This is a genomic window from Streptomyces venezuelae (assembly GCF_008642355.1).
Taxonomy (GTDB): domain Bacteria; phylum Actinomycetota; class Actinomycetes; order Streptomycetales; family Streptomycetaceae; genus Streptomyces; species Streptomyces venezuelae_B.
In genome coordinates, this window is record NZ_CP029193.1 from 6,694,731 (window position 1) to 6,714,865 (window position 20,135).

Here is a 20,135-nt window from a genome sequence, read left to right on the forward strand (position 1 = left end):
CATGGCCGTCACCGCAACCGCTCCCGCCACCCGTCCGTCGGCAGCCGCGTCCCGGACGGGCGCGGTCGCGGTGACGGCCGCACTGCTCCTCCTCGTCGCCGCGCTCGCCGTCGTCGACATCACCCAGGGCACCGCCGCCGTCGGTGCCCCCGAGGTGTGGAAGGCCCTCACCGGACGGGCCGACACCGCCGACAGCTCCGTCGTCATCGCCTCCCGGCTGCCCCGCATGACCGCCGCGCTCCTCGTCGGCTCCGTGCTCGGCATGGCGGGCGCCGCCCTCCAGGCCGTCAGCCGCAACGTCCTCGCCTCACCCGACACCCTCGCCGTCAACGCCGGCTCCTACGCCGCGCTCGGCATCGCCGCCGCCACCGGCGTCACCCTGCCCTTTCTCGCCTCCTCCGGCGTCGCGTTCGCCGGCGGACTCCTCGCCGCGGCCGTCGTCCTCGGACTCTCCGGCCTCGGCGCGGGCACGGTCCGGCTCGTCCTCGCGGGCAGCGCCCTCACCCTCGGCCTCACCGCCGTCACCGAAGGCATGCTCCAGCTGTTCCCGCAGGAGACCGAAGGTCTGTACAAGTGGAACCAGGGCAGCGTCGCGCAGAACGGCTTCGACGGCGTACTGCAGATGCTGCCCGTCGCCGTCGTCGGGCTCGTCGGACTCCTGCTGCTCGCCCGCAAGGTCGACGCCCTGGCGCTCGGCGACGACGCCGCCCGCGGCGTGGGCGTCCCCGTCCGCTCCACCCGCCTCACCGCCGTCGTCCTCGCCGCGCTCCTGTCCACCTCCGCCGTCACCCTCGCGGGCCCCATCGGCTTCGTCGGCCTCTGCGCCCCCGCCCTCGTGCGCCCCCTCGCCCGCAGGATCCGCGCGTTCACCCGCTCCCGGGCGAGCCTCCCCGTCGCGGGGCTCACCGGCGCGGCCCTCGTCCTCGGCTCCGACGTGCTGCTGCGCGCCGTCGTGCCCTCCGACGTGGCGGTCGCCGTGCCGACGGGCGTCGTCACCAGCCTGCTCGGCGCCCTCTTCCTGGTCGTCATGGCCGCCCGGGTGCGGGACACGGCGGGTGCCGCCCAGCCCGACCGGCTGCGCATCCGCAGCCGCCGCGTCTTCCTCGGCACGACCGTCGTCCTCGTGGCCGCCCTCGCCGGTCTGGTCGTCGCCGCGGTCCTCATCGGCGACAGCAAGCTGCTCATGGGCGACGTCGTCAACTGGACGCAGGGCCGGGCGGGACAGACCGTCTCCTTCGTCCTCGACACCCGGGTACCGCGTGTCCTCGCCGCGCTCTGCGCCGGGGCCGCGCTCGCCCTCGCGGGCACCCTCGTGCAGGCCGTCACACGCAACCCCCTCGCCGAGCCCGGCGTCCTCGGCGTCACGAACGGCGCCGCGCTCGGCGCCGTGCTGCTGGTGACGACGGTGCCCACCGCCGGGTCGTGGACCATCGCGGGCGGCGCGTTCGCGGGCGCCGCCGCCAGTGCCGTCCTCGTCTTCGGCCTCGCGGCGAGGGGCGGGTTCGGGCAGAACCGGCTCGTCCTCGTCGGATTCGGCGTGGCCACCGGCGCCACGGCCGTCATCAGCATGCTGATCATCCTCACCGACCCGTTCAACGCGACGAAGGCGCTCACCTGGCTCGGCGGCTCCACCTACGGCCGCACCCTGCCCGACGTGGTGCCCCTCGCCCTCGTCCTGGCCGCGGGCCTGACCGTCGCGGTCGCCCGGCGCACCGAACTCGATCTCGTCTCCCTCGACGAGGACACCCCCCGGCTGCTCGGTCTGAACCTGAGCGGCGGCCGCTTCGGCTTCCTCGTCCTCAGCGTGCTCCTGAGCGCCACCGCCGTGGCCGCCGCGGGCACCATCGGCTTCGTCGGACTCGTCGCCCCGCACGCGGCCCGCGCCCTCGTCGGCAGACAGCACGTGCGTGTGATCCCGGTCGCCGTGCTCCTCGGCGCCCTGCTGGTCTGCGCCGCCGACCTGGTGGGGCGGACGGTCATCGCACCGGCGCAGCTCGGCGCGGGCCTGATGACCGCCGTGATCGGCACGCCGTACTTCCTGTATCTGCTGGTGCGCAGCCGCCGCTAGCGCCTGTGTCGGACGTCCCCCTATAGAGTGGGCGGTCCTCTCCCGCACACCTCAGGTAGCCCTACTTGCCCACGCCCACATTCTCCGCGCTGCGTCCCGACTGGCTCTCCGACCCGAAGGTCTGGCGCACCGAGATCCTCGCCGGTCTCGTCGTCGGACTCGCGCTGATCCCCGAGGCGATCTCGTTCTCGATCATCGCCGGGGTCGACCCGGCGATCGGCCTGTTCGCGTCGTTCACCATGGCCGTCACCATTTCGGTCGTCGGCGGCCGCCGCGCCATGATCTCCGCGGCCACCGGCGCCGTCGCCCTGGTGATCGCGCCGCTCAACCGCGAGCACGGCTTCGGCTACCTCGTGGCCGCCGTCGTCCTGGCCGGTGTCCTCCAGATCGTCCTCGGCGCGCTGGGCGTCGCCAAGCTCATGCGGTTCGTGCCGCGCAGCGTGATGGTCGGCTTCGTCAACGCCCTCGCCATCCTGGTCTTCATGGCGCAGGTGCCGGAGATGCACGACGTGCCGTGGGCGGTCTACCCGCTCCTCGCGGCCGGGCTCGCGCTCATGGTGTTCTTCCCGAAAGTCACCAAGGCGGTCCCGGCGCCGCTCGTCTCCATCGTCGTCCTGACCACGATCACGGTCGCCGCGGGCATCGCCGTGCCGACCGTCGGCGACAAGGGCGAGCTGCCCTCGTCCCTGCCGGTGCCGGGCCTGCCCGACGTGCCGTTCACCTGGGCCACCCTGACCACCATCGCCCCCTACGCGCTCGCCATGGCGCTGGTCGGCCTGATGGAGTCCCTGATGACGGCCAAGCTCGTCGACGAGATCACCGACACGCACTCCTCCAAGACCCGCGAGTCCGTCGGCCAGGGCATCGCCAACATCGTCACCGGCTTCTTCGGCGGCATGGGCGGCTGCGCCATGATCGGCCAGACGATGATCAACGTACGGGTGTCGGGCGCCCGCACCCGCCTCTCCACGTTCCTGGCGGGCACGTTCCTGCTGGTGCTGTGCGTCGTCTTCGGACCCGTGGTCTCCGACATCCCGATGGCCGCGCTGGTCGCCGTGATGGTGATGGTGTGCTTCGCGACCTTCGACTGGCACTCCGTCGCCCCGAAGACGCTCAAGCGGATGCCCGCCGGCGAGATCGTCGTCATGGTCGTCACCGTGGTCTGCGTGGTCGCCACGCACAACCTCGCCATCGGCGTCGTCGTCGGCACGATCACCGCGATGGTCATCTTTGCCCGGCGCGTCGCCCACTTCACGAACGTCACCTCCGTCACCGCTCCCGACGGCGGCAGCGTCGTGCACTCCGTGACCGGCGAGCTGTTCTTCGCCTCGTCGAACGACCTCGTCACGCAGTTCGACTACGCCGGGGACCCGGACCGGGTCGTCATCGACCTGTCGGCCGCGCACATCTGGGACGCCTCCACGGTCGCCGCGCTCGACGCCATCACCACCAAGTACGAGCAGCGCGGCAAGGCCGTCGAGATCGTCGGCCTCAACCGGCCGAGCGCCGAGCGGTACGAGAGGCTCAGCGGCGAACTCACCTCGGCCGACTGAGAGGCAGGCGGCGGGCGGGCTCAGCCGAGCGGCCCGCCCCGGCTGGTCGTGGGTATTGGAGTAGACCTCTGGCGGAACCCCTGAGCGGCGTGGTATAGACGTATGGAAGAAGTATGAAGAAGTACCTTTCGGCCCGTCTCGGCCGACAGGCGGCGTACCGCCGGAAGGTCTGTCCCGTGCAAGCTTCTGATTCCGTTCCGCTTCCCGAGCACATCCGCAGGACGCCGTGGCTGCCCAGTCCGGGCACGGCCCGCAGACTGCGCCGCGCGGGCATCTCGCGCGTGCTCGTCACCGGCTGCCTGGTCCGCGTGAGCCTGCGCGGCGAGATCACCGCCCGCGAGGCCGACTCGCTCGCCGCGCAACTACGCGACCTGGTCCAGGACGGCTGCCGGCATCTGATCGTGGACCTGTCCGAGGTCACCTACCTCGCCCGGGAGGGCGCGGGCGTCTTCTTCGGCACGCTGCGAGCCCTCAGGGCGGTGGGCGGCACCCTCGCCGTGCGCGGCGCCTGCCCCCGGTCCGCGGCCACGCTGCACTGCCTGGGCATGGGCCGTCTCGCCGAATAGGCGGGTGGGTCGGTGGGCCGTCAGGCGTCGACCGCGTTCCGCCGCGTGAAGCGGTGCCACCAGTGCCGTCGGCGCGGATGGATCGCCCGGCCCAGACGCCGCCCCAGCAGGACGTAACCGATCAGCGCGCCCGCCGTGTTCAGGATGACGTCGTCGATGTCGAAGGTGCGGCCCGTCACGAACGCGCCCTGCGCCAGCTCGACCAGCACCATCGTCACCGCCGTGGCGATCCCGACCCGCACGAACCCGCGAGTGTGGGGGAGCACCACGGGCAGCAGCACACCGAACGGCACGCCCAGCAGGATGTTCCCGCCGAGCTGCTTCACCGTGTCACGGAAGGCGGGCTGCGCGAGATACGCGTCGATGGAGTCGCCCGGGGTGAAGTTGCTGTGTGTCAGCGCCTCCGAACCCGCTGACGGCTCCAGCGTCAGCCGGGCGAGCACCACCGCGAACCCGACCATGAAGGCGAAGGCCACCAGCATGGTCACCGCCCGCCCCAGCGGCGACATGGGCGCCGCGCGCCGATCCTCCTCGTACCGTCGTGTCCGTGCCATCAGCGCCTCCTCGTCCCTCGGTCCCTCACGCCGGTTCGGTGCGGCCGAACAGCCCCGCGTGCCCCGGCGGGAGCTGCGTGAGGATGCGGCGCAGCAGCGCGTCGTCCGTCACGTCCGCGAGCGTGCCGAGCACCGAGGTGACGGCGCGGCGCGCGCCCGCCGTGTCCTCGGCCGTCCGAGCGGCCACCGCGTCGACGAACTCCGCGGCGGACAACGGCCCGGCGGCGGGCTCCACGTCGGTGAGCAGGGCCCCGCACCCCTCGGGCAGCAGCCGGGCCAGGTCGGTGCGGTCGTCCCCCACCAAGTGCGCGCCCAGGACGACCAGTACGTTCTCGACGGCGCCCGCCGCCTGCTGGCGGTCGGCGTAACTTCCGCGCTGCCGCACCCGGTCGAGGAGCGCTTCCAAGGATGTGTCCATGTGTGAGTCCCCGAGTCCCTGTCGTGGCAGTCCCTCTGGTGGCAGTACCTCTCATGGTGTCAACCGTTCATCCGGTACCCGGAGATGGCGATGTGATGCCCCGTGCCTTCTCCACCTCGACCGTGAACTGCGCCCCCGCGAGCAGCGCCAGGTTGGACACCCACAGCCACACCAGGAAGACGACGACGCCCGCGAGGGAGCCGTACAGCTTGCCGTAGGTCCCGAACACCGTCGCGTACAGCGTGAACAGGCCCGAGGAGAGCAGCCAGAGCAGCGCGGACAGCAGCCCGCCGGGCAGGATGTGGCGCCAGCCGCGGGCCTCGGGCGGCGCGTTGCGGAACAGGACGAGGACGAGCAGCGCCACCAGGCAGAGCAGCGCGGGCCACTTCAGGACGGTCCAGGCGGTCTGCCCCGCGTCGCCGAAACCGATGCGGTGCCCCACGCTCTCGGCGACCGAACCGCTGACCACGATCAGCAGGGCGCTGGCGACGAGCAGGCCGAGCAGCGTGAGCGCGGTCATCACCACGCGGTGGCCCTTGCGCCACAGGGGACGGCAGTCCTCGACGCCGTGCATCGCGTGCAGCGCACGGCGGAACACGGCCGCGTAACTCGACGCGGACCACACCGCGCTGACGGCGCCGGCGATCACCACGGTGAGCGCGGCGGAGCGCGCGTCCGCCATGTCGCTGAGCGCCCGGTGCAGGGAACGGCCCGACTCGGCCGGGGCCCAGTCCGTGACCTCGGCGATGAGCGCCTGGGTCGTGGCGGGGCTGACGAGGCTGATGAGGCTGACGGTGACGAGCAGCGCGGGGAGCAGGGCGAGGATCGCGTAGTACGTCAGTGCCGCCGCCCAGTCCGACACGTCGTCGTCCCACATCGACACGGGGGTGCGGCGCAGCGCGGTGCGCCGCAGGGCCCAGGTGGACGGGGTGCCGGAGCCGGAGTCCCCCTTGCGGCCGTGCGGTGCCAGAGCCGGTGCTCCGTGGACGGCGGACGGTGAACTGTCCATAGGGCTGCTCTTTCTTGCGGTCGGCGGCGCGGATGCCGCCAGGTGTTCCTTTGTTCTGTTGCCCTGCCTGCGCGGTTTCGTGCCCGGAGACGACAGAAGCCCTGGACTCCGACATGCGGAGTCCAGGGCTTCATATGGAGCGCTGGGCAGGCCTTGCACCTGCATTTCCCCGCAGGAAGCGGGGCGTCTTTCCTTGGACGACCAACGCCTGTCCCCCGACCGGAAGTCCGGCTTGAGGAGGCGACATTGATCTTATCCCATCAGAAGAGGTGCTCGGTACCGCCCCGGGCGGGAGAGGGTTCGAGCAGGCGCGTCATCGACTCGGCGGCCCGCACGGCAGCGTCCGCGCAGCAGTTGTTGAACAGGACGTGCACCTCCTCGGTCCGTTCGGCGAGGGCGCGCAGCCGGGGCAGCCAGGCGCGGAGTTCGTCCTCGTCGTACGCGTACCGGAAGCGGTCCTCCTTGCTGCCCTGTCCCCATGAGGCGCTGCGGCCGTGGAACCGTACGACGGAGAGCGCGGGCACGGTGACCGGCGCGACCGGTGGCACGGCGGACGGCACCGACTGGTTCATGTCGACGGCGACCGCCGCCATGCCGTGCGAAGCGAGCAGCGCACGTGTGGCCTCGGCGTTCCCGGCGTCCCACCAGTCGGGGTGGCGGAACTCCACCGCGACCGGCCAGCCCCGGGTGCGCCGCGCGGTGTCCGAGAGGAGTTCCTCGGCGCGCCCGCCTGGCCGCAGCCACGGCGGGAACTGGAACAGCACGCTCCCGAGCCGCCCGGCGTCCCGCAACGGCGCGATCCCGGCGGTGAAGCGTGCCCACACCTCGTCCAGGACGGCCCCGTCCCTGGCGGTGGACCGGAGGTCGGCGGGGAGCGCGGCGGGGCGCGTGGGGTGCCCGGTGAGCATCGAGAACGCCTTCACGTCGAACGTGAAGCGCTCCGGGGTCCGCTCGGCCCAGAGCCGGCTGTTGCGCTCGGCGGGCAGCCCGTAATACGTCGAGTCCACCTCCACGACCGGGAACCGCTCGGCGTAGTACCGCAGCCGCCCCGCCGCGTCCCGCCGCCCGCGCGGGTACCAGCCGCTGCGGACCAGTGCCGGATCGGTCCACGAACACGTGCCCACCAGGATGTCGCCCATGGGGGCCCGGTACCCCCATCCCGCACGGTGACAAGTGCGCGACGGCGATCGCTGCGCCACCCCTCTCGTCCCTTACGCTCCGTTCCGCTCCGCATGCGGGACGCAGCGGCTCTCTACAGACTGGACGGGAGTGCCCAGTCCCCGCACTGAGGAGTCGCCGTGCTGGAAGGAACGCCGCGCCCCACGTTTCACCGTGAGATCCGGGTCGCATCGGTGCCCGCGGGCCACGTGTACGTACGCCACTGCTCCCCGGCGGAACCCGACGGCGTCCTGCGCCTCGCCGACCCCAGGCCCAACGGCGCGCCCAGCACCTCCGCACGCTGGTGGCCACCGGTCATGCTGCAACCGGAGTGGGTCGAGGCCCACCACCGGGACTTCGACGTCTTCCACCTGCACTTCGGGTTCGACGCGCAGAGCCCCGACCAGCTGACCGCCCTCGTGGACACCCTGCGCGCCCACGACAAGCCGCTCGTCTACACCGTGCACGACCTGCGCAACCCCCATCAGCCCCGCCCCTCCGCCCACGACGAGGCACTGAACGTCGTCATCCCCGCCGCCGACCGGCTGATCACCCTCACCCACGGCGCGGCGGCCACCATCAGCCGGCGCTGGGGCCGCGCGGCGACCGTCCTGCCCCACCCCCATGTGGTGGAACTCCCGCTCCTGGACCGGGCCAGACCGTCCCGCGACCGGTTCCGGGTGGGCGTGCACGCCAAGAGCCTGCGGCCGAACATGGACGTGCTGCCCGTCGTACGCGTCCTCGCGGACACCGTCGCGGGGCTCCCCGACGCGGAGCTCCAGGTCAACATCCACCGGGAGGTCGCGGACCCGGCCTCCCCGGCGCACGCCCCGCGGCTCCTGAGCGAGCTCCGGGACCTCGACGAACGGGGCCGCCTCACGCTCGTCGTGCACGACTACTTCGACGACGAACAGCTCTGGGACTACCTCACCTCGCTCGACCTGTCCGTGCTGCCCTACCGGTTCGGCACGCACTCCGGATGGCTCGAAGCCTGCCACGACCTCGGAACCGCCGTCGCCGCGCCCGACTGCGGCTTCTACGCGCAACAGCGCCCCTGCCACACCTACGGGCACACCCAGGACGACGGTCTGGACGAGGAGTCCCTGCACAAGGCGGTGCTCGCCGCCCACGCGCAGAGGCCGGCCCCGCGGGCCGCGGTGCCGCACAGGACGCGGGAGCGTGCCGACATCGCGGCGGCCCACCGCGCCCTCTACACCGACGTCCTCCGATGAGCAGCGTGCGGGTGGCGCTCATCGCGTCGGCGCGGCACCCCATCACCGAGCCGTTCGCGGGCGGCCTCGAAGCGCACACGTGGGGCCTCGCGCACGCGCTGACGCGGCGCGGACACGAGGTCGACCTGTTCGCGGCGCCCGGTTCCGATCCGGCGCTCGGCGCCTGCGAACTGCCCGTGCGGCACGTCGTGCTCAGCGCGGCGGCCCGCTCCGACGCGTCGATGCCCAGCACCGCGTGGATAGAGGAACATCACGCGTACCTCAGCCTGATGCTCGACCTGGCGCGGGACGGCGAGCACCGCTTCGACGTCGTGCACAACAACAGCCTGCACTACCTGCCCGTCGCGATGGCCTCGGCCCTGCGGGTCCCGGTCATCACCACGCTCCACACGCCCCCCACCCCGTGGCTGGAGTCCGCCATCCAGAGCCACGACGTGTGCCCGGTGGTGTTCACCGCCGTCAGCCAGTACACGGCGTCGGCCTGGCACCCCGTCGTGCCCGAGGCACGCGTCGTGCGCAACGGCATCGACACCGACTTCTGGCGGCCGGGGCCCGGCGGCAGCGACCTGGCCTGGTCGGGCCGGATCGTCCCCGAGAAGGGCCCCCACCTGGCGATCCGGGCCGCCCGCGCGGCCGGAGTGCCGCTGAAGCTCGCGGGGCCGGTCTCCGACGAGCGGTACTACGAGGAGGAGGTCGCGCCGCTGCTCGGCGACGGCGCGGAGTACGTCGGCCACCTCGACCGGCACGGGCTCGCCGAACTCCTCGCCCACTCGGCCGCCGCGCTGGTCACCCCCAGCTGGGACGAACCGTACGGGCTCGTCGTGGCCGAGGCGCTGGCCTGTGGCACGCCGGTCTGCGGCTTCGACCGCGGCGCCCTCGCGGAGATCCTCACCCCGGCCTGCGGGCTGCTCGCGCCGCCCGGGGACGTGGCGGCGCTCGCCGCGCTCATCCCGCGCGTCATGGAACTCGACCGCGGGGAGGCGAGGCGCCGCGCGGAACGGTTCTGTTCGCTCGGCCGCACCGCCGACGCGTACACGCGCCTGTACGAGGAGGTGGCGAGGTGATCGGCTACTACGTCCACCACCAGGGGCGCGGGCACCTGCACCGCGCGATGTGCATCGCGTCCCGCACGCCGGACCAGGTCACCCTCCTCTCCTCCCTGCCCCGCCCCGCCGCCTGGACGGGCCCGTGGGTCCCCCTGCCCACGGACACCGCCGACGACCCGCTCGACCCCACGGCCGGCGGGCGCCTCCACTGGGTGCCGCTGCACCATCCCGGGCACCGCGAACGCATGGGGATCATCGCGCAGTGGATCCGCCGCGAGAGCCCGTCCCTGTTCGTGAGCGACGTGTCCGTCGAGGCGGCGGCGCTGGCCCGCCTCATGGGCGTCCCCGTCGTCGTCGCGGCCATGCGCGGCGACCGCAAGGACCCCGCCCACCGCCTCGGCTACGACCTCGCCGACGCGCTCCTCGCCCCCTGGCCGCACACCGTCCCGGAACCTGGCTGGCCCGCGCACTGGCACGCCAAGACGGTCCACACGGGCAGCATCTCCCGCTACGACGGACGGCCTCGGCCGACGGCGGACGCCGCCCCGGCCACCAAGGAGGTGGCGGTCATGCTCGGCGCGGGCGGCACGCACCTCACCGAGGACCACCTCCGCGAGGCGCAACGGGCGACGCCGGACTGGACGTGGACGGTCCTGGGGGGCCGGGCCCCCGGAAACCGCGCGAGAGGCGGCCCGGCGGCGCCCGCCGGAGCGCCGAACGCCCCCGGCCGCGGCACCCCGGCTTCGGGCGGCGGGACCGCGGGCCGGTCCACCCCCGACGGCGCCTCCCCGTCGGCCTGGCTCGAAGACCCCTGGCCCGTGCTCTGCCGGGCCCGTGTCGTGGTCACCCACGCCGGGCAGAACGCCGTCGCCGAATGTGCCGCCGCACACGCGCCCACCGTGGTCATTCCCGAGGACCGGCCCCACGGCGAGCAGCACGCCACCGCCCGAGCGCTGCGGACGGCCGGCCTCGCCACCGTGCGGGACAGCTGGCCCGACGCCGGGGAGTGGCCCGCGCTCCTCACCGAGGCGGCCGCCCGCCCGGACCGATGGGACCAGTGGTCCCACGGCGACGGCGCGGACCGAGCGGCCCGCCTCCTCACCGACCTGGCGGCCCGGCCGACGCGGAGGACGGCATGCGTACCGCGGTGATCACTCTCGCGGCGGGGCGCCACCGGCACCTGCTGCTCCAGCAGGACGGCCTCGCCCGGGGCGAACGCGTACCAGACCACTATGTGATCGTCTCCATGGACGACCCGGACATCGAACCGCTCGCCACCGGCAGGGAACCCGCGGCGGACGTGGTCACGCTGCCGCTGGCCGACGGGCGGCTGCCGCTCGCCGCCGCCCGCAACGCGGGCGCGGCGCGGGCCATGGCGCTCGGGGCGGACCTGCTGGTCTTCCTCGACGTGGACTGTGTGCCCGGGCCCACGCTCCTGGACAGTTACGTCAACGCCGCCCACGACTGGGCGCTGCTGTGCGGCACCGTCGCCTATCTGCCGCCCCCGCCACGCGGCGGCTACCGCCTCGACGAGCTGCACGACATGGCCCGGCCCCATCCCGCACGGCCCGTCCCCGCCCACGGCCAGGTGCTGCGCGGGGGAGACCCGCACCTGTTCTGGTCCCTGTCGTTCGCCCTGACCGCCCGCACCTGGAGACACGTCGGCGGCTTCTGCGAGGACTACACCGGATACGGCGGCGAGGACACCGACTTCGCCGCCACCGCGGCCCACCGGGGCGTCGACCTGTGGTGGGTGGGCGGAGCGCCCGCCTACCACCAGCACCACCCCACCCATCAGCCTCCCGTGCAGCACATCGACGACATCCTGCGCAACGGGGCGATCTACAAGCGCCGTTGGGGCAGCTGGCCGATGGAGGGGTGGCTGCGCGCGTTCGAGGCGCGGGGCCTCGCCGTCTACGACCACGCGGCCGACGCGTGGCGCAAGGCGGAACCGGGACCGCTGCTCAGGGCTCCGTCCGCTCCCTGACGACGTCGGCCGGATCCTTGTCGTCGCGGAGCCCCTGGTAGCGCGGGTGACGGAGCAGGCCGTCGCGCGTCCACTCCGAGAAGGCGATCTGCGCCACGAGCCGCGGCCGAACCCACCGTGCGGCCCGCTCCGCGACCCGGCCCTCGAACGGCGACGCGTCCACCCGCAGCCCGTCGAGTTCGCCGCGCAGGGCGAGCAGCGTCCTGCGGTCGAAGCCCGTGCCGACCTTGCCCGCGTACCGCAGCCGCCCTTCGGCTTCCTCGTAGTAGCCGAGCAGCAGCGCGCCGATGCCGACCCGGCTGCCCGCGGGCTCGGTGAAGCCGCCCACCACGAACTCCTGCCCCTGTGAGCACTTCAGCTTCAGCCAGTCGTCCGAGCGCCGCCCCTGGTAGGTGCTGTCGGCCCGCTTGGCGATCAGCCCCTCCCAGCCGCGCCGGCACGCGTCGGCGAGGAGTTCGGGGCCGCCCGCGTTGCGGTGCGCGCTGAAGCGCAGCGGCGCGGCGAACGCGACCGAGCGGCGCAGCAGGGACTTGCGGGTGCGCAGCGGCAGCCGCCGCACGTCCGTGCCGTCCAGGCGCAGCAGGTCGAAGACGTAGTAGGTCACGGCGACCTTGCTGGCCGCGACGTCGGCGGGCCGGGTCAGGCCCATGCGCTGCTGGAGCCGCGCGAAGTCGGTGCGCCCGTGCGCGTACGCGACGATCTCGCCGTCGACGGTGAAGTCCGGGCACTCCTGCGCGGCGAGCGCCTCGACGATCTCCGGATACGTGGCGTCGAGCCGCCGCCCGGACCGGGACCGGAGCGTGACCTGCCCGTTCTCGCGGACGGCGAGGACGCGGATGCCGTCCAGCTTCCTCTCGAAGACCCAGCCCTGCGGGAAGTCGCGCCGGTCGCTGAGCGTCGCCAGCATCGGCGACGCCGCGAGTTCGACGCCCGGCGCGGCCTCGCGGGTGCGGCCCGCCAGGTCGGGCGGCAGTGTCTCCAGCGCGCTCCGTTCCACGGCGGGGGTCAGCCCTGCTCGGCGATCTGGCGGAGCGTACGGCCGCTGCGGGCCGAGCGGGCGCGCCGGGGGTCGGGGGTGCCGCCGCCCGAGTGGTGCCCGGTCCGCACGAGCAGCCACGTCGGTTTCGCACGGCCGCCGGACGGGGCGTCCTGCTCCTCCCGGCCGTGGAAGCGGGTCAGCGCGTACTGTCCGCGGAGCTTCTCGCCGTGCAGCTCGAACGTGGCGTGGCCCTTCTCCAGGGCCTGCGCGAACGGCACGGGACGCCGCCGCTTGTCGTGGCTGGTGGGCCGGTACGTGCCGCGGTCCCAGACCATGACGGTCCCGCCGCCGTACTCGCCCTCGGGGATCACGCCTTCGTACTCCCGGTAGTCCAGGGGGTGGTCCTCGGTGGGGATGGCGAGCCGCTTGTCCTGCGGGTCGGTGGAGGGGCCCTTGGGGACCGACCACGACTTGAGCACGCCGTCGACCTCCAGACGGAAGTCGAAGTGCATCGTGCTCGCGTCGTGGATCTGCACGACGAACGAGGGCTCGCTGTCGGGGCCCCGCCCGTCCGCGTCGCGCTTGTCCGCGTCGCGCGCCCCGCGCTCACCGCTGGGCTCCGCGGTTCTGTCGAAGTGCCGCTTGCCGCGGTAGGTCCGCAGAGCGTCCTTGCCGGTCTGCCCGCCCTTCTCGTTCCGCTCGGCCTTCTGGGCCTTGTCGTTCTTCCCGCTCTTCTCGCTCACCTCGACTCCCTTCCGCGCCCTCTGTGCTCGGTTTCGGCCAGATTATGCACGCCCGGTTTCACGCGCACGGCAGGCGCCCGCGGCCGTGGCACGGGCCGCGGCGGACTTGTTCGACTTCGACTCACCGTGGGTTCGAGCCACGTAGGGGATAATGGGCCACCCGCCCGCCGGAGCCGCTCCGGCCCGATCCGCCGGCAAGCGAGGTGTCCGCCCCATGAGTGCCCCGACCCAGACCGAGTCCTTCGTCCACCCGGCGCTGTTCTACCGGGGCGCGGAGGAGTACTTGGCGGGCACCGTGCCGTTCGTCCGTGAGGGGCTCGACGCGGGCGAGGCGGTGGCCGTGGCGGTGCCCGCGGCCAACCTGGAACTCATCAGGGACGCGCTGGGGGAGCGGGCGGGAGAGGTGCGGCTGCTCGACATGGAGCAGGCGGGCCGCAACCCCGGGCGGATCATCCCGCGCGTCCTCCGGGCCTTCGCCGACGCCCACCCCGGCCGGCGGGCGCGCATCATAGGCGAGCCCATCTGGGCCGCGCGCACCGCGACGGAGTACCCGGCCTGCGCGCAGCACGAGGCACTGATCAACCTGGCGTTCCAGGGCCGTGAAGCAACGATTCTCTGCCCCTACGACGAGGCGGGACTGGCGGAAACGGTCCTGGCCGACGCTCACGCCACCCATCCCACCGTCATCCGCGGGGGCCGGACCGACCCGAGCGACACCTACGCGCCCGACGCGGTGGTCTCCCGCTACAACCAGCCCCTGACGGCCCCCGAAGACGTGCCCCCGGCGGCGTACGCGAAGCAGTCCCTGTCCGACGTACGGCATCTCGCCATCCTCCGCGCCACCGAACTCGGCATGCCCGAGGCCCGCCTCCAGGACTTCGCCCTGGTCGTCTCCGAGCTGACGACCAACAGCGTGGTGCACGGCGGCGGCTCGGGCGCCCTGCGGGTCTGGGCCGAGGACGGCCACGTCGTCTGCGAGGTCCGTGACGCCGGTGTCCTCACCGATCCGCTCGCGGGCCGCCGTTCCCCGGCCAAGGACCAGTTCGGGGGGCGCGGCCTGCTCATGGTGCACGTGCTCACCGACCTCGTCCGCGTCCACACCGACCCGGCCCTGGGCACGACCACCCACTGCTACTTCCAGTGCATCTGACCGACGGGGTTCTCGACCGACGGGACCCCTGACCGTCAGAACCCCGTCAGGAACGGGGCGCGCGGCATGAAGGGTCCGTAAGGGACGAGCCGTGCGCGGCGCCCGCCGACGGAACCTGGGCGCATGTCCATCCTGACTGCGAGGTCCGTCACCGCCGAGAGCACGACCGCGGGCCCCGACCCCGGCGACAGACACCGGCTCACCGCCCTGACCGGACTCGCCGCGCTCTCCCTCGACGCCCTGGCGTCCGTGGCGTACGGGCCGGAGGCGATCGTCCTCGTGCTCGCCGCGGCGGGCGGCCACGGCCTCGGCTTCACCCTCCCCGTCACCCTCGCCATCGCGGGCCTGCTCGCCGTCCTCGTCGCCTCCTACCGGCAGGTGATCGCCGCGTTCCCGGACGGCGGCGGCTCCTACGCCGTGGCCAAGCGCCACCTGGGGCGCCGCACGAGCCTCGTCGCCGCGGCCTCCCTCGTCCTCGACTACGTCCTGAACGTCGCCGTCGCCGTCACCGCCGGGGTCGCCGCACTGACCTCCGCCTTCCCCGAGCTGTACGGCGACCGGCTGGTGATCTGCCTCGCGGTGCTCGCCCTGATCACGGCGGTGAACCTGCGCGGCATCGTCGAGTCCGCCAAGGTGTTCATCGTCCCGACCGCCGTGTTCGTCGTCGCGATCTTCACCCTCATCGCCGTCGGTCTCTTCCGCGACGGCCCGGTCTCCACCGCCGCCGCCGACGGTCACGCCTCCGTCGTCGCCGACAACGCCACGACGGTCGGCGCCCTCCTCCTGCTCAAGGCCTTCGCGTCCGGCTGCTCGGCGCTGACCGGCGTCGAGGCCATCGCGAACGCCGTACCCTCGTTCCGCGAGCCGAGGGCCCGGCGCGCTCAGCACGCGGAGGCCGTCCTCGGCGGGCTGCTCGGCGCGATGCTGATCGGGCTCGCCGTGCTCATCTCCCGCTTCGAGCTGCGGCCCGCCGACGGCGTCACCGTCCTCGCCCAGCTCGCGGACGCCTCCCTCGGCCACAACTGGGCTTTCTACGTCGTCCAGTTCGCCACCATGGTGCTGCTCGCGCTCTCCGCCAACACCTCCTTCGGCGGCCTGCCCGTCCTGCTCGAACTGCTCGCCCGCGACAACTTCGTCCCGCACGTCTTCGCCCTCAAGGCCGACCGTCAGGTGCACCGGCACGGCGTGCTCGCGCTCGCCGCCGTCTCGGCGGCGCTGCTCCTGTTCTCCGGCGGCGACACCAACACCCTCGTGCCGCTGTTCGCGATCGGCGTCTTCGTCGGCTTCACCGTCGCCCAGACCGGCATGGTGCTGCACTGGCGGCGCGAGCGCGGCACGAACTGGCGCGGCAGAGCACTGCTCAACGGCGCGGGCGCACTGCTCACCGGCGTCGGCGCGGTCGTCGTGACCGCCACCAAGTTCCACGACGGCGCCTGGCTGATCGTGATCGCGCTGCCGCTGCTCGTGCTCGCCCTCGAGACCGTCCATCGCGCCTACACACGTATCGGCGAACGGCTCGGCATCGGCCGCGTGCCCGAACCCCCGTGCCGCGCACGCTCGTTGGTGGTCGTCCCGGTCGTCGGCCTGTCGAAGCTGACGTGCGAGGCACTGAACACGGCGGTCTCGCTCGGCGACGAGGTGCGCGCGGTGACCGTGACGTACGACGAACCCGCGGACCGCGAGACGGCTGCCGCGCTGCGCCGCGACTGGGAGCTGTGGAACCCGGGCGTCGACCTCGTCGAACTTCCCTCCGCGCGCCGCACCGTCGGCGGCCCGGTGGCGGCGTACGTCAGAAAGGTCCACGAGACGCACCCGGGCGCCCGGGTCACGGTCCTCATCCCCGAGACCGAACCGGCGCGCCGCTGGCAGCGGATCCTGCAGAACCGGCGCGGGGCGGTCGTCGCGCGCGCTGTGCGCAGAAACACGGACGCGGCGATCTGTCGCCTCAGGTTCCGTCTGACCTGATCTGCCCGGACCCGTCTGGGACGGTCCGCGGCTTTTCACCCCGACTGGCCTCCCCGATCGGCCTGTTGCCCCGGGCCGTGGGTCCCCGAGTAGGGTCGGGGACCCCCACATACAAAGAGCCGCGCGTCGCGCGGCCGCAGATCAGGAGCACCAGTGCAAGGCACCCCCCACATAGCCGGCACACCGCACACGGCGCGCGCGGCGCCGGTGACACGACGTCCCGAAGCCGCCGTCGCACCGCGACTCCCCGTCTTCATCGACGAGTCGGGACTGCGCAGACGCGCACTGCAGGGCATGGCGCTGCTCGTCGGCTGCGCCTGCCTCGGCTACCTGCTGTTCGTCGGCGCGCTGGCAGACGGCCTCCGCGACCCCGTCGGCACACACCCGCCGAGCACGAACGGAACGAGTACGTCCACGGGCGCGGGGACGAGTGCGCGCCATGGCGACGGCGGCGACCGGCACCGCCCGCCCACCGGCAGATCCGGCGCAGCGCCGGCCGGAGGCGCGGAGCAGTGAGCCGGCGCGCCGCTGTCCGCCGCCCCCCACGCGGACACTGGCTCGTGCTCCTGCTCGTCCTCCTGGTCGTCGCCGTCGCCCTCCTCTTCGAGGGCTGGACGACCCACCAGGTCGACGCCGCGCGCGCCAAACCGCCGTGCACCCGCCCGATCCCGCGCACCGCCGACGACGGAAAGCCGCTGCTGCGGTTCGGCCCGGAGGGAGTCACCACCGCGGCCATGCCGCCCGGCACCGCCGCGCTCACCTTCGACGGCGGACCCGACCCGGTGTGGACACCGCGCCTGCTCGACCTGCTGCGCAGGCACCACGCGCAGGCCACGTTCTTCGTGTACGGGAAGGACGCCGCCGAACATCCGGAGCTGATGGGGCGGATCCTGCGCGAGGGCCACGAGATCGGCTCGTACACGTACAGCGGCGGTGACCTCGGTGTCGCGTCGCCGCTGCGCGCACGCCTGGAACTGTCCCTCACCCAGACCGCGCTCGCGGGCACGGCCGGCATCGAGACGACCCTGCTGCGACTGCCGCACACCACGGCCGCCGACACGCTCTGCGGACCCGAGTGGCCCGCCGCGAAACGGGCCGCCGACCAGGGCTACCTCGTGGTCGCCTCCGACCACAAGGACCGCAAGCCGTGGCGGGGCGTGGTGACCCAGCACAGCCAGACCGACCTCGGCTACCACGAGGCCCAGGACCTGCTGCGGGACCACCGCGTCAAGCGGTTCACCACCATCAGCGGCGGCCTCGGCAGGGCCTCGTTCAACGCGGAGGTCCCGGTCGTCCGGGAGGTCGAGGGCCAGGGCCTGGTGTGGACGCAGCAGCTCGGGCACGCCTTCCTCGCCGTGATGGTGTGGGCGCTGACCCTCACCGGTGTGCTCGGCGTCCTGCGCATGCTCCTGTTCGCGGTGTTCGCCCGGCTCCACGTGCGCAGACTCCACCGGTTCCGGCCCGGAGCGCCCCGGCTGCGCGAGGTGCGGGAGCCGGTGACCGTCCTGGTGCCCGCGTACAACGAGGAGGCGGGCATCGCCTCCACCGTGTACTCGCTGCTCGCCTCGACCTACCCGCACTTCCAGATCATCGTCGTCGACGACGGTTCCACCGACGCAACCGCCGACATCGCCGAGTCCATCGCCGACCCGCGGGTGACGGTGATCCGGCAGCCCAACGGCGGCAAGCCCAGCGCCCTCAACACCGGCCTGGCGTACGCACGGCACGACATCGTCGTGATGGTCGACGCGGACACCATCTTCGAGCCCGAGGCACTGGCCCGCCTCGTCCAGCCGCTCGCCCACCCGGCGGTCGGCGCGGTCAGCGGCAACACCAAGGTCGGCAACCGCCGCCGCCTCCTCGGCAAGTGGCAGCACCTGGAGTACGTCCTCGGCTTCAACCTGGACCGGCGGATGTTCGAGGTACTGGAGTGCATGCCCACCGTGCCGGGGGCCATCGGCGCCTTCCGCAGGGACGCCCTGATGGGCGTCGGCGGCGTCAGCGACGAGACCCTCGCCGAGGACACCGACCTCACGATGGCGCTCTGGCGGGCGGGATGGCGCGTCGTGTACGAGGAGTCGGCGGTCGCGTGGACCGAGGTGCCGACCAGCATCCGGCAGCTGTGGCGCCAGCGCTACCGCTGGTGCTACGGAACCCTCCAGTCGATGTGGAAGCACCGCCGCGCGGTCACGGAACTCGGCCCCGCCGGACGCTTCGGGCGCCGCGTGGCGGTCTACGTCACGCTGTTCCAGATCGTGCTGCCGCTGTGCGCGCCGGTCGTCGACCTGTTCGCCCTGTTCGGCGCGGTCTTCCGCGACCCCGTCGAGGCGGCGCTCGTCTGGTTCGGGTTCCTCTCCGTGCAGCTGGTCACCGCCGCGTACGCGCTGCGGCTCGACCGCGAACGGCTGCGGGTCCTGTGGGCGCTGCCGCTGCAGCAGCTCGTCTACCGCCAGCTGATGTACCTCGTGGTCATCCACTCCGTGACCACGGCGCTGCTCGGCACCCGCCTGAAGTGGCACAGCATGAAACGGGCGGGCACGGCCGACCCCTACCTGGTCGAGGCGCCGCCCCCGTCACCGCCCCCGCCGCCCGAGGAGGAGCGGCCGACCCTGCAAGGGAGCCGGACATGACACAGACGGACCCCACGGTCACACGTGAGCGGTTCGCCGAGCGCCCCAGCTCCCGCTACGGGCCGCGGCGCGCCCACGCCCGCAGACCGAAGAGGCGCAGAAGGCTGCGGCGGACGGTGCTCGTCCTGCTGGCCGCCGCGGTCGTCGCGGCGGGCGGCACGTACGGCTGGGCCGAGACCCGGCTCCGGCGCGACGTCGACCTCGGCGCGTACGGCGACCGACCGCCGCCCGGCGAGGGCACCAACTACCTCATCGTCGGCTCGGACAGCCGCGACGGACTCTCCGAGGACGACGTGAAGGACCTCCACGCGGGCGGAGGCGGCGGGCGGCGCACCGACTCGATGATGCTGCTGCACACCGGGGCCAACGGCGCGACGATGGTCAGCCTGCCGCGGGACTCCTGGGTCACCCTGCCCGGCCGCCTCGACACGACGACGGGCAAGATCAAGCGCCCGGAGAGGGACAAGCTGAACGCCGCCTTCTCCTACGGCGGCCCCGAGCTCCTCGCGCACACCGTCGAGCGGAACACCGGCCTGCGCGTCGACCACTACGCGGAGATCGGCTTCGCCGGGTTCGTGAACATCGTCGACGCCGTCGGCGGCGTACGGATGTGCCTGGACCGTGACATCAAGGACGAGAAGTCGGGCGCCGACCTGCGCGAGGGCTGCCACACCCTGGACGGCAGGCAGGCGCTCGCCTACGTACGCCAGCGCCACCAGGAGCGGGAGGGCGACCTGGGCCGGTCGAAGAACCAGCAGAAGCTCCTGTCGACCCTCGCCCACCAGGCCGCACGCCCCGACACGCTCTTCGACCCCACGCGGATCGGCCCGGCCGCGCAGGCCGGACTCGACACGCTCATCGTCGACGAGGACATGAGCCTGCGCGATCTCAGCCGGATGTTCCGCGCCGTGCAGAGCGTGTCGGGCGGACACGGCAGGCGGCTCAACGTGCCCGTGTCCGGCATAGGCGTCCCCACGTCCAAGGGCAACGTCCTGAAGTGGGACCCGGAGAAGGCGCCCCGGCTCTTCGCCGATCTGCGGCACGACAGACCGCCGGCCGCATGACGCGGACGGAATG

Annotated in this window: 18 protein-coding genes; 12 read left to right on the forward strand and 6 right to left on the reverse strand. The window is 73.1% G+C overall.

All coding sequences use genetic code 11. From position 1 onward, the window contains the following. Position 1: 1 nt before the first annotated feature. The 3 genes from DEJ47_RS30605 (at position 2) to DEJ47_RS30615 (ending at position 4,187) form a co-directional block, all read left to right on the forward strand. A complete protein-coding gene (locus tag DEJ47_RS30605; protein ID WP_150173677.1) occupies positions 2 to 2,068 on the forward strand; it encodes an iron ABC transporter permease in 2,067 nt (688 codons plus the stop codon). 65 nt (positions 2,069 to 2,133) lie between these two features. Further along, on the forward strand, positions 2,134 to 3,621 hold the full coding sequence (locus tag DEJ47_RS30610; protein ID WP_150173679.1) for a SulP family inorganic anion transporter: 1,488 nt from the start codon (positions 2,134 to 2,136) through the stop codon (positions 3,619 to 3,621). 176 nt (positions 3,622 to 3,797) lie between these two features. Beyond that, positions 3,798 to 4,187 carry an STAS domain-containing protein gene (locus DEJ47_RS30615; protein WP_161270825.1) on the forward strand — a complete coding sequence of 130 codons (390 nt, stop codon included), beginning with the start codon at positions 3,798 to 3,800 and terminating at the stop codon, positions 4,185 to 4,187. Between the two features lie 20 nt (positions 4,188 to 4,207). On the opposite strand, the gene DEJ47_RS30620 is transcribed toward DEJ47_RS30615, so the two are convergent. The 4 genes from DEJ47_RS30620 to DEJ47_RS30635 form a co-directional block, all read right to left on the reverse strand. Beyond that, positions 4,208 to 4,741, reverse strand: a complete 534-nt coding sequence (locus tag DEJ47_RS30620) for a VanZ family protein (RefSeq protein ID WP_237548628.1) — start codon at positions 4,739 to 4,741, stop codon at positions 4,208 to 4,210. Positions 4,742 to 4,766: 25 nt separating this feature from the next. Then, positions 4,767 to 5,159, reverse strand: coding sequence for a DUF2267 domain-containing protein (locus tag DEJ47_RS30625; protein WP_150173683.1), 393 nt, complete (start codon positions 5,157 to 5,159; stop codon positions 4,767 to 4,769). A 67-nt stretch (positions 5,160 to 5,226) separates the two neighbouring features. Next, positions 5,227 to 6,168, reverse strand: coding sequence for a YihY/virulence factor BrkB family protein (locus DEJ47_RS30630; RefSeq protein WP_150173685.1), 942 nt, complete (start codon positions 6,166 to 6,168; stop codon positions 5,227 to 5,229). Between the two features lie 260 nt (positions 6,169 to 6,428). Next, complete coding sequence (locus tag DEJ47_RS30635) at positions 6,429 to 7,307, reverse strand: DUF72 domain-containing protein (RefSeq protein WP_150173687.1); 879 nt, start codon at positions 7,305 to 7,307, stop codon at positions 6,429 to 6,431. A 159-nt stretch (positions 7,308 to 7,466) separates the two neighbouring features. On the opposite strand from DEJ47_RS30635, the gene DEJ47_RS30640 reads away from it, so the two are divergent. From DEJ47_RS30640 to DEJ47_RS30655, 4 genes are read left to right on the forward strand one after another with little or no spacing between them, the layout of a single operon-like run. Continuing rightward, positions 7,467 to 8,558, forward strand: coding sequence for a glycosyltransferase (locus tag DEJ47_RS30640; protein ID WP_150173689.1), 1,092 nt, complete (start codon positions 7,467 to 7,469; stop codon positions 8,556 to 8,558). Further along, positions 8,555 to 9,622, forward strand: coding sequence for a glycosyltransferase (locus tag DEJ47_RS30645; protein WP_150173691.1), 1,068 nt, complete (start codon positions 8,555 to 8,557; stop codon positions 9,620 to 9,622). Before DEJ47_RS30640 ends, DEJ47_RS30645 begins: the two co-directional genes overlap by 4 nt. After that, entirely contained in the window at positions 9,619 to 10,755 is a 1,137-nt protein-coding gene (locus tag DEJ47_RS37460; protein ID WP_263398911.1) for a glycosyltransferase, read from the forward strand. Before DEJ47_RS30645 ends, DEJ47_RS37460 begins: the two co-directional genes overlap by 4 nt. Then, the gene (locus DEJ47_RS30655; RefSeq protein WP_150173693.1) at positions 10,740 to 11,591 is read left to right on the forward strand and encodes a glycosyltransferase family 2 protein; all 852 of its coding nucleotides are present in this window, start codon (positions 10,740 to 10,742) and stop codon (positions 11,589 to 11,591) included. Before DEJ47_RS37460 ends, DEJ47_RS30655 begins: the two co-directional genes overlap by 16 nt. On the opposite strand, the gene ligD is transcribed toward DEJ47_RS30655, so the two are convergent. Together ligD and DEJ47_RS30665 are read right to left on the reverse strand one after the other, a co-directional pair. After that, positions 11,569 to 12,588 carry a non-homologous end-joining DNA ligase gene (gene ligD / locus DEJ47_RS30660; protein WP_398337042.1) on the reverse strand — a complete coding sequence of 340 codons (1,020 nt, stop codon included), beginning with the start codon at positions 12,586 to 12,588 and terminating at the stop codon, positions 11,569 to 11,571. The two genes, DEJ47_RS30655 and ligD, sit on opposite strands and share 23 nt — an antisense overlap. Positions 12,589 to 12,596: 8 nt before the next feature. Continuing rightward, complete coding sequence (locus DEJ47_RS30665; RefSeq protein WP_202456426.1) at positions 12,597 to 13,232, reverse strand: DNA polymerase ligase N-terminal domain-containing protein; 636 nt, start codon at positions 13,230 to 13,232, stop codon at positions 12,597 to 12,599. A 295-nt stretch (positions 13,233 to 13,527) separates the two neighbouring features. Between DEJ47_RS30665 and DEJ47_RS30670 the strand changes: the two genes are divergently transcribed. From DEJ47_RS30670 to DEJ47_RS30690, 5 genes are all read left to right on the forward strand, one after another. Further along, positions 13,528 to 14,463, forward strand: a complete 936-nt coding sequence (locus tag DEJ47_RS30670) for an anti-sigma factor RsbA family regulatory protein (protein ID WP_150173697.1) — start codon at positions 13,528 to 13,530, stop codon at positions 14,461 to 14,463. A gap of 123 nt (positions 14,464 to 14,586) precedes the next feature. Beyond that, positions 14,587 to 16,428 carry an APC family permease gene (locus DEJ47_RS30675; RefSeq protein WP_150173700.1) on the forward strand — a complete coding sequence of 614 codons (1,842 nt, stop codon included), beginning with the start codon at positions 14,587 to 14,589 and terminating at the stop codon, positions 16,426 to 16,428. A gap of 153 nt (positions 16,429 to 16,581) precedes the next feature. Then, positions 16,582 to 16,944: a hypothetical protein gene (locus DEJ47_RS30680; protein ID WP_150173703.1), complete on the forward strand. Its 363-nt coding sequence runs from the start codon at positions 16,582 to 16,584 to the stop codon at positions 16,942 to 16,944. After that, positions 16,941 to 19,058, forward strand: coding sequence for a bifunctional polysaccharide deacetylase/glycosyltransferase family 2 protein (locus DEJ47_RS30685; RefSeq protein WP_150173705.1), 2,118 nt, complete (start codon positions 16,941 to 16,943; stop codon positions 19,056 to 19,058). Before DEJ47_RS30680 ends, DEJ47_RS30685 begins: the two co-directional genes overlap by 4 nt. Next, positions 19,055 to 20,122 carry an LCP family protein gene (locus DEJ47_RS30690; RefSeq protein ID WP_150173707.1) on the forward strand — a complete coding sequence of 356 codons (1,068 nt, stop codon included), beginning with the start codon at positions 19,055 to 19,057 and terminating at the stop codon, positions 20,120 to 20,122. Before DEJ47_RS30685 ends, DEJ47_RS30690 begins: the two co-directional genes overlap by 4 nt. Positions 20,123 to 20,135: the final 13 nt, after the last annotated feature.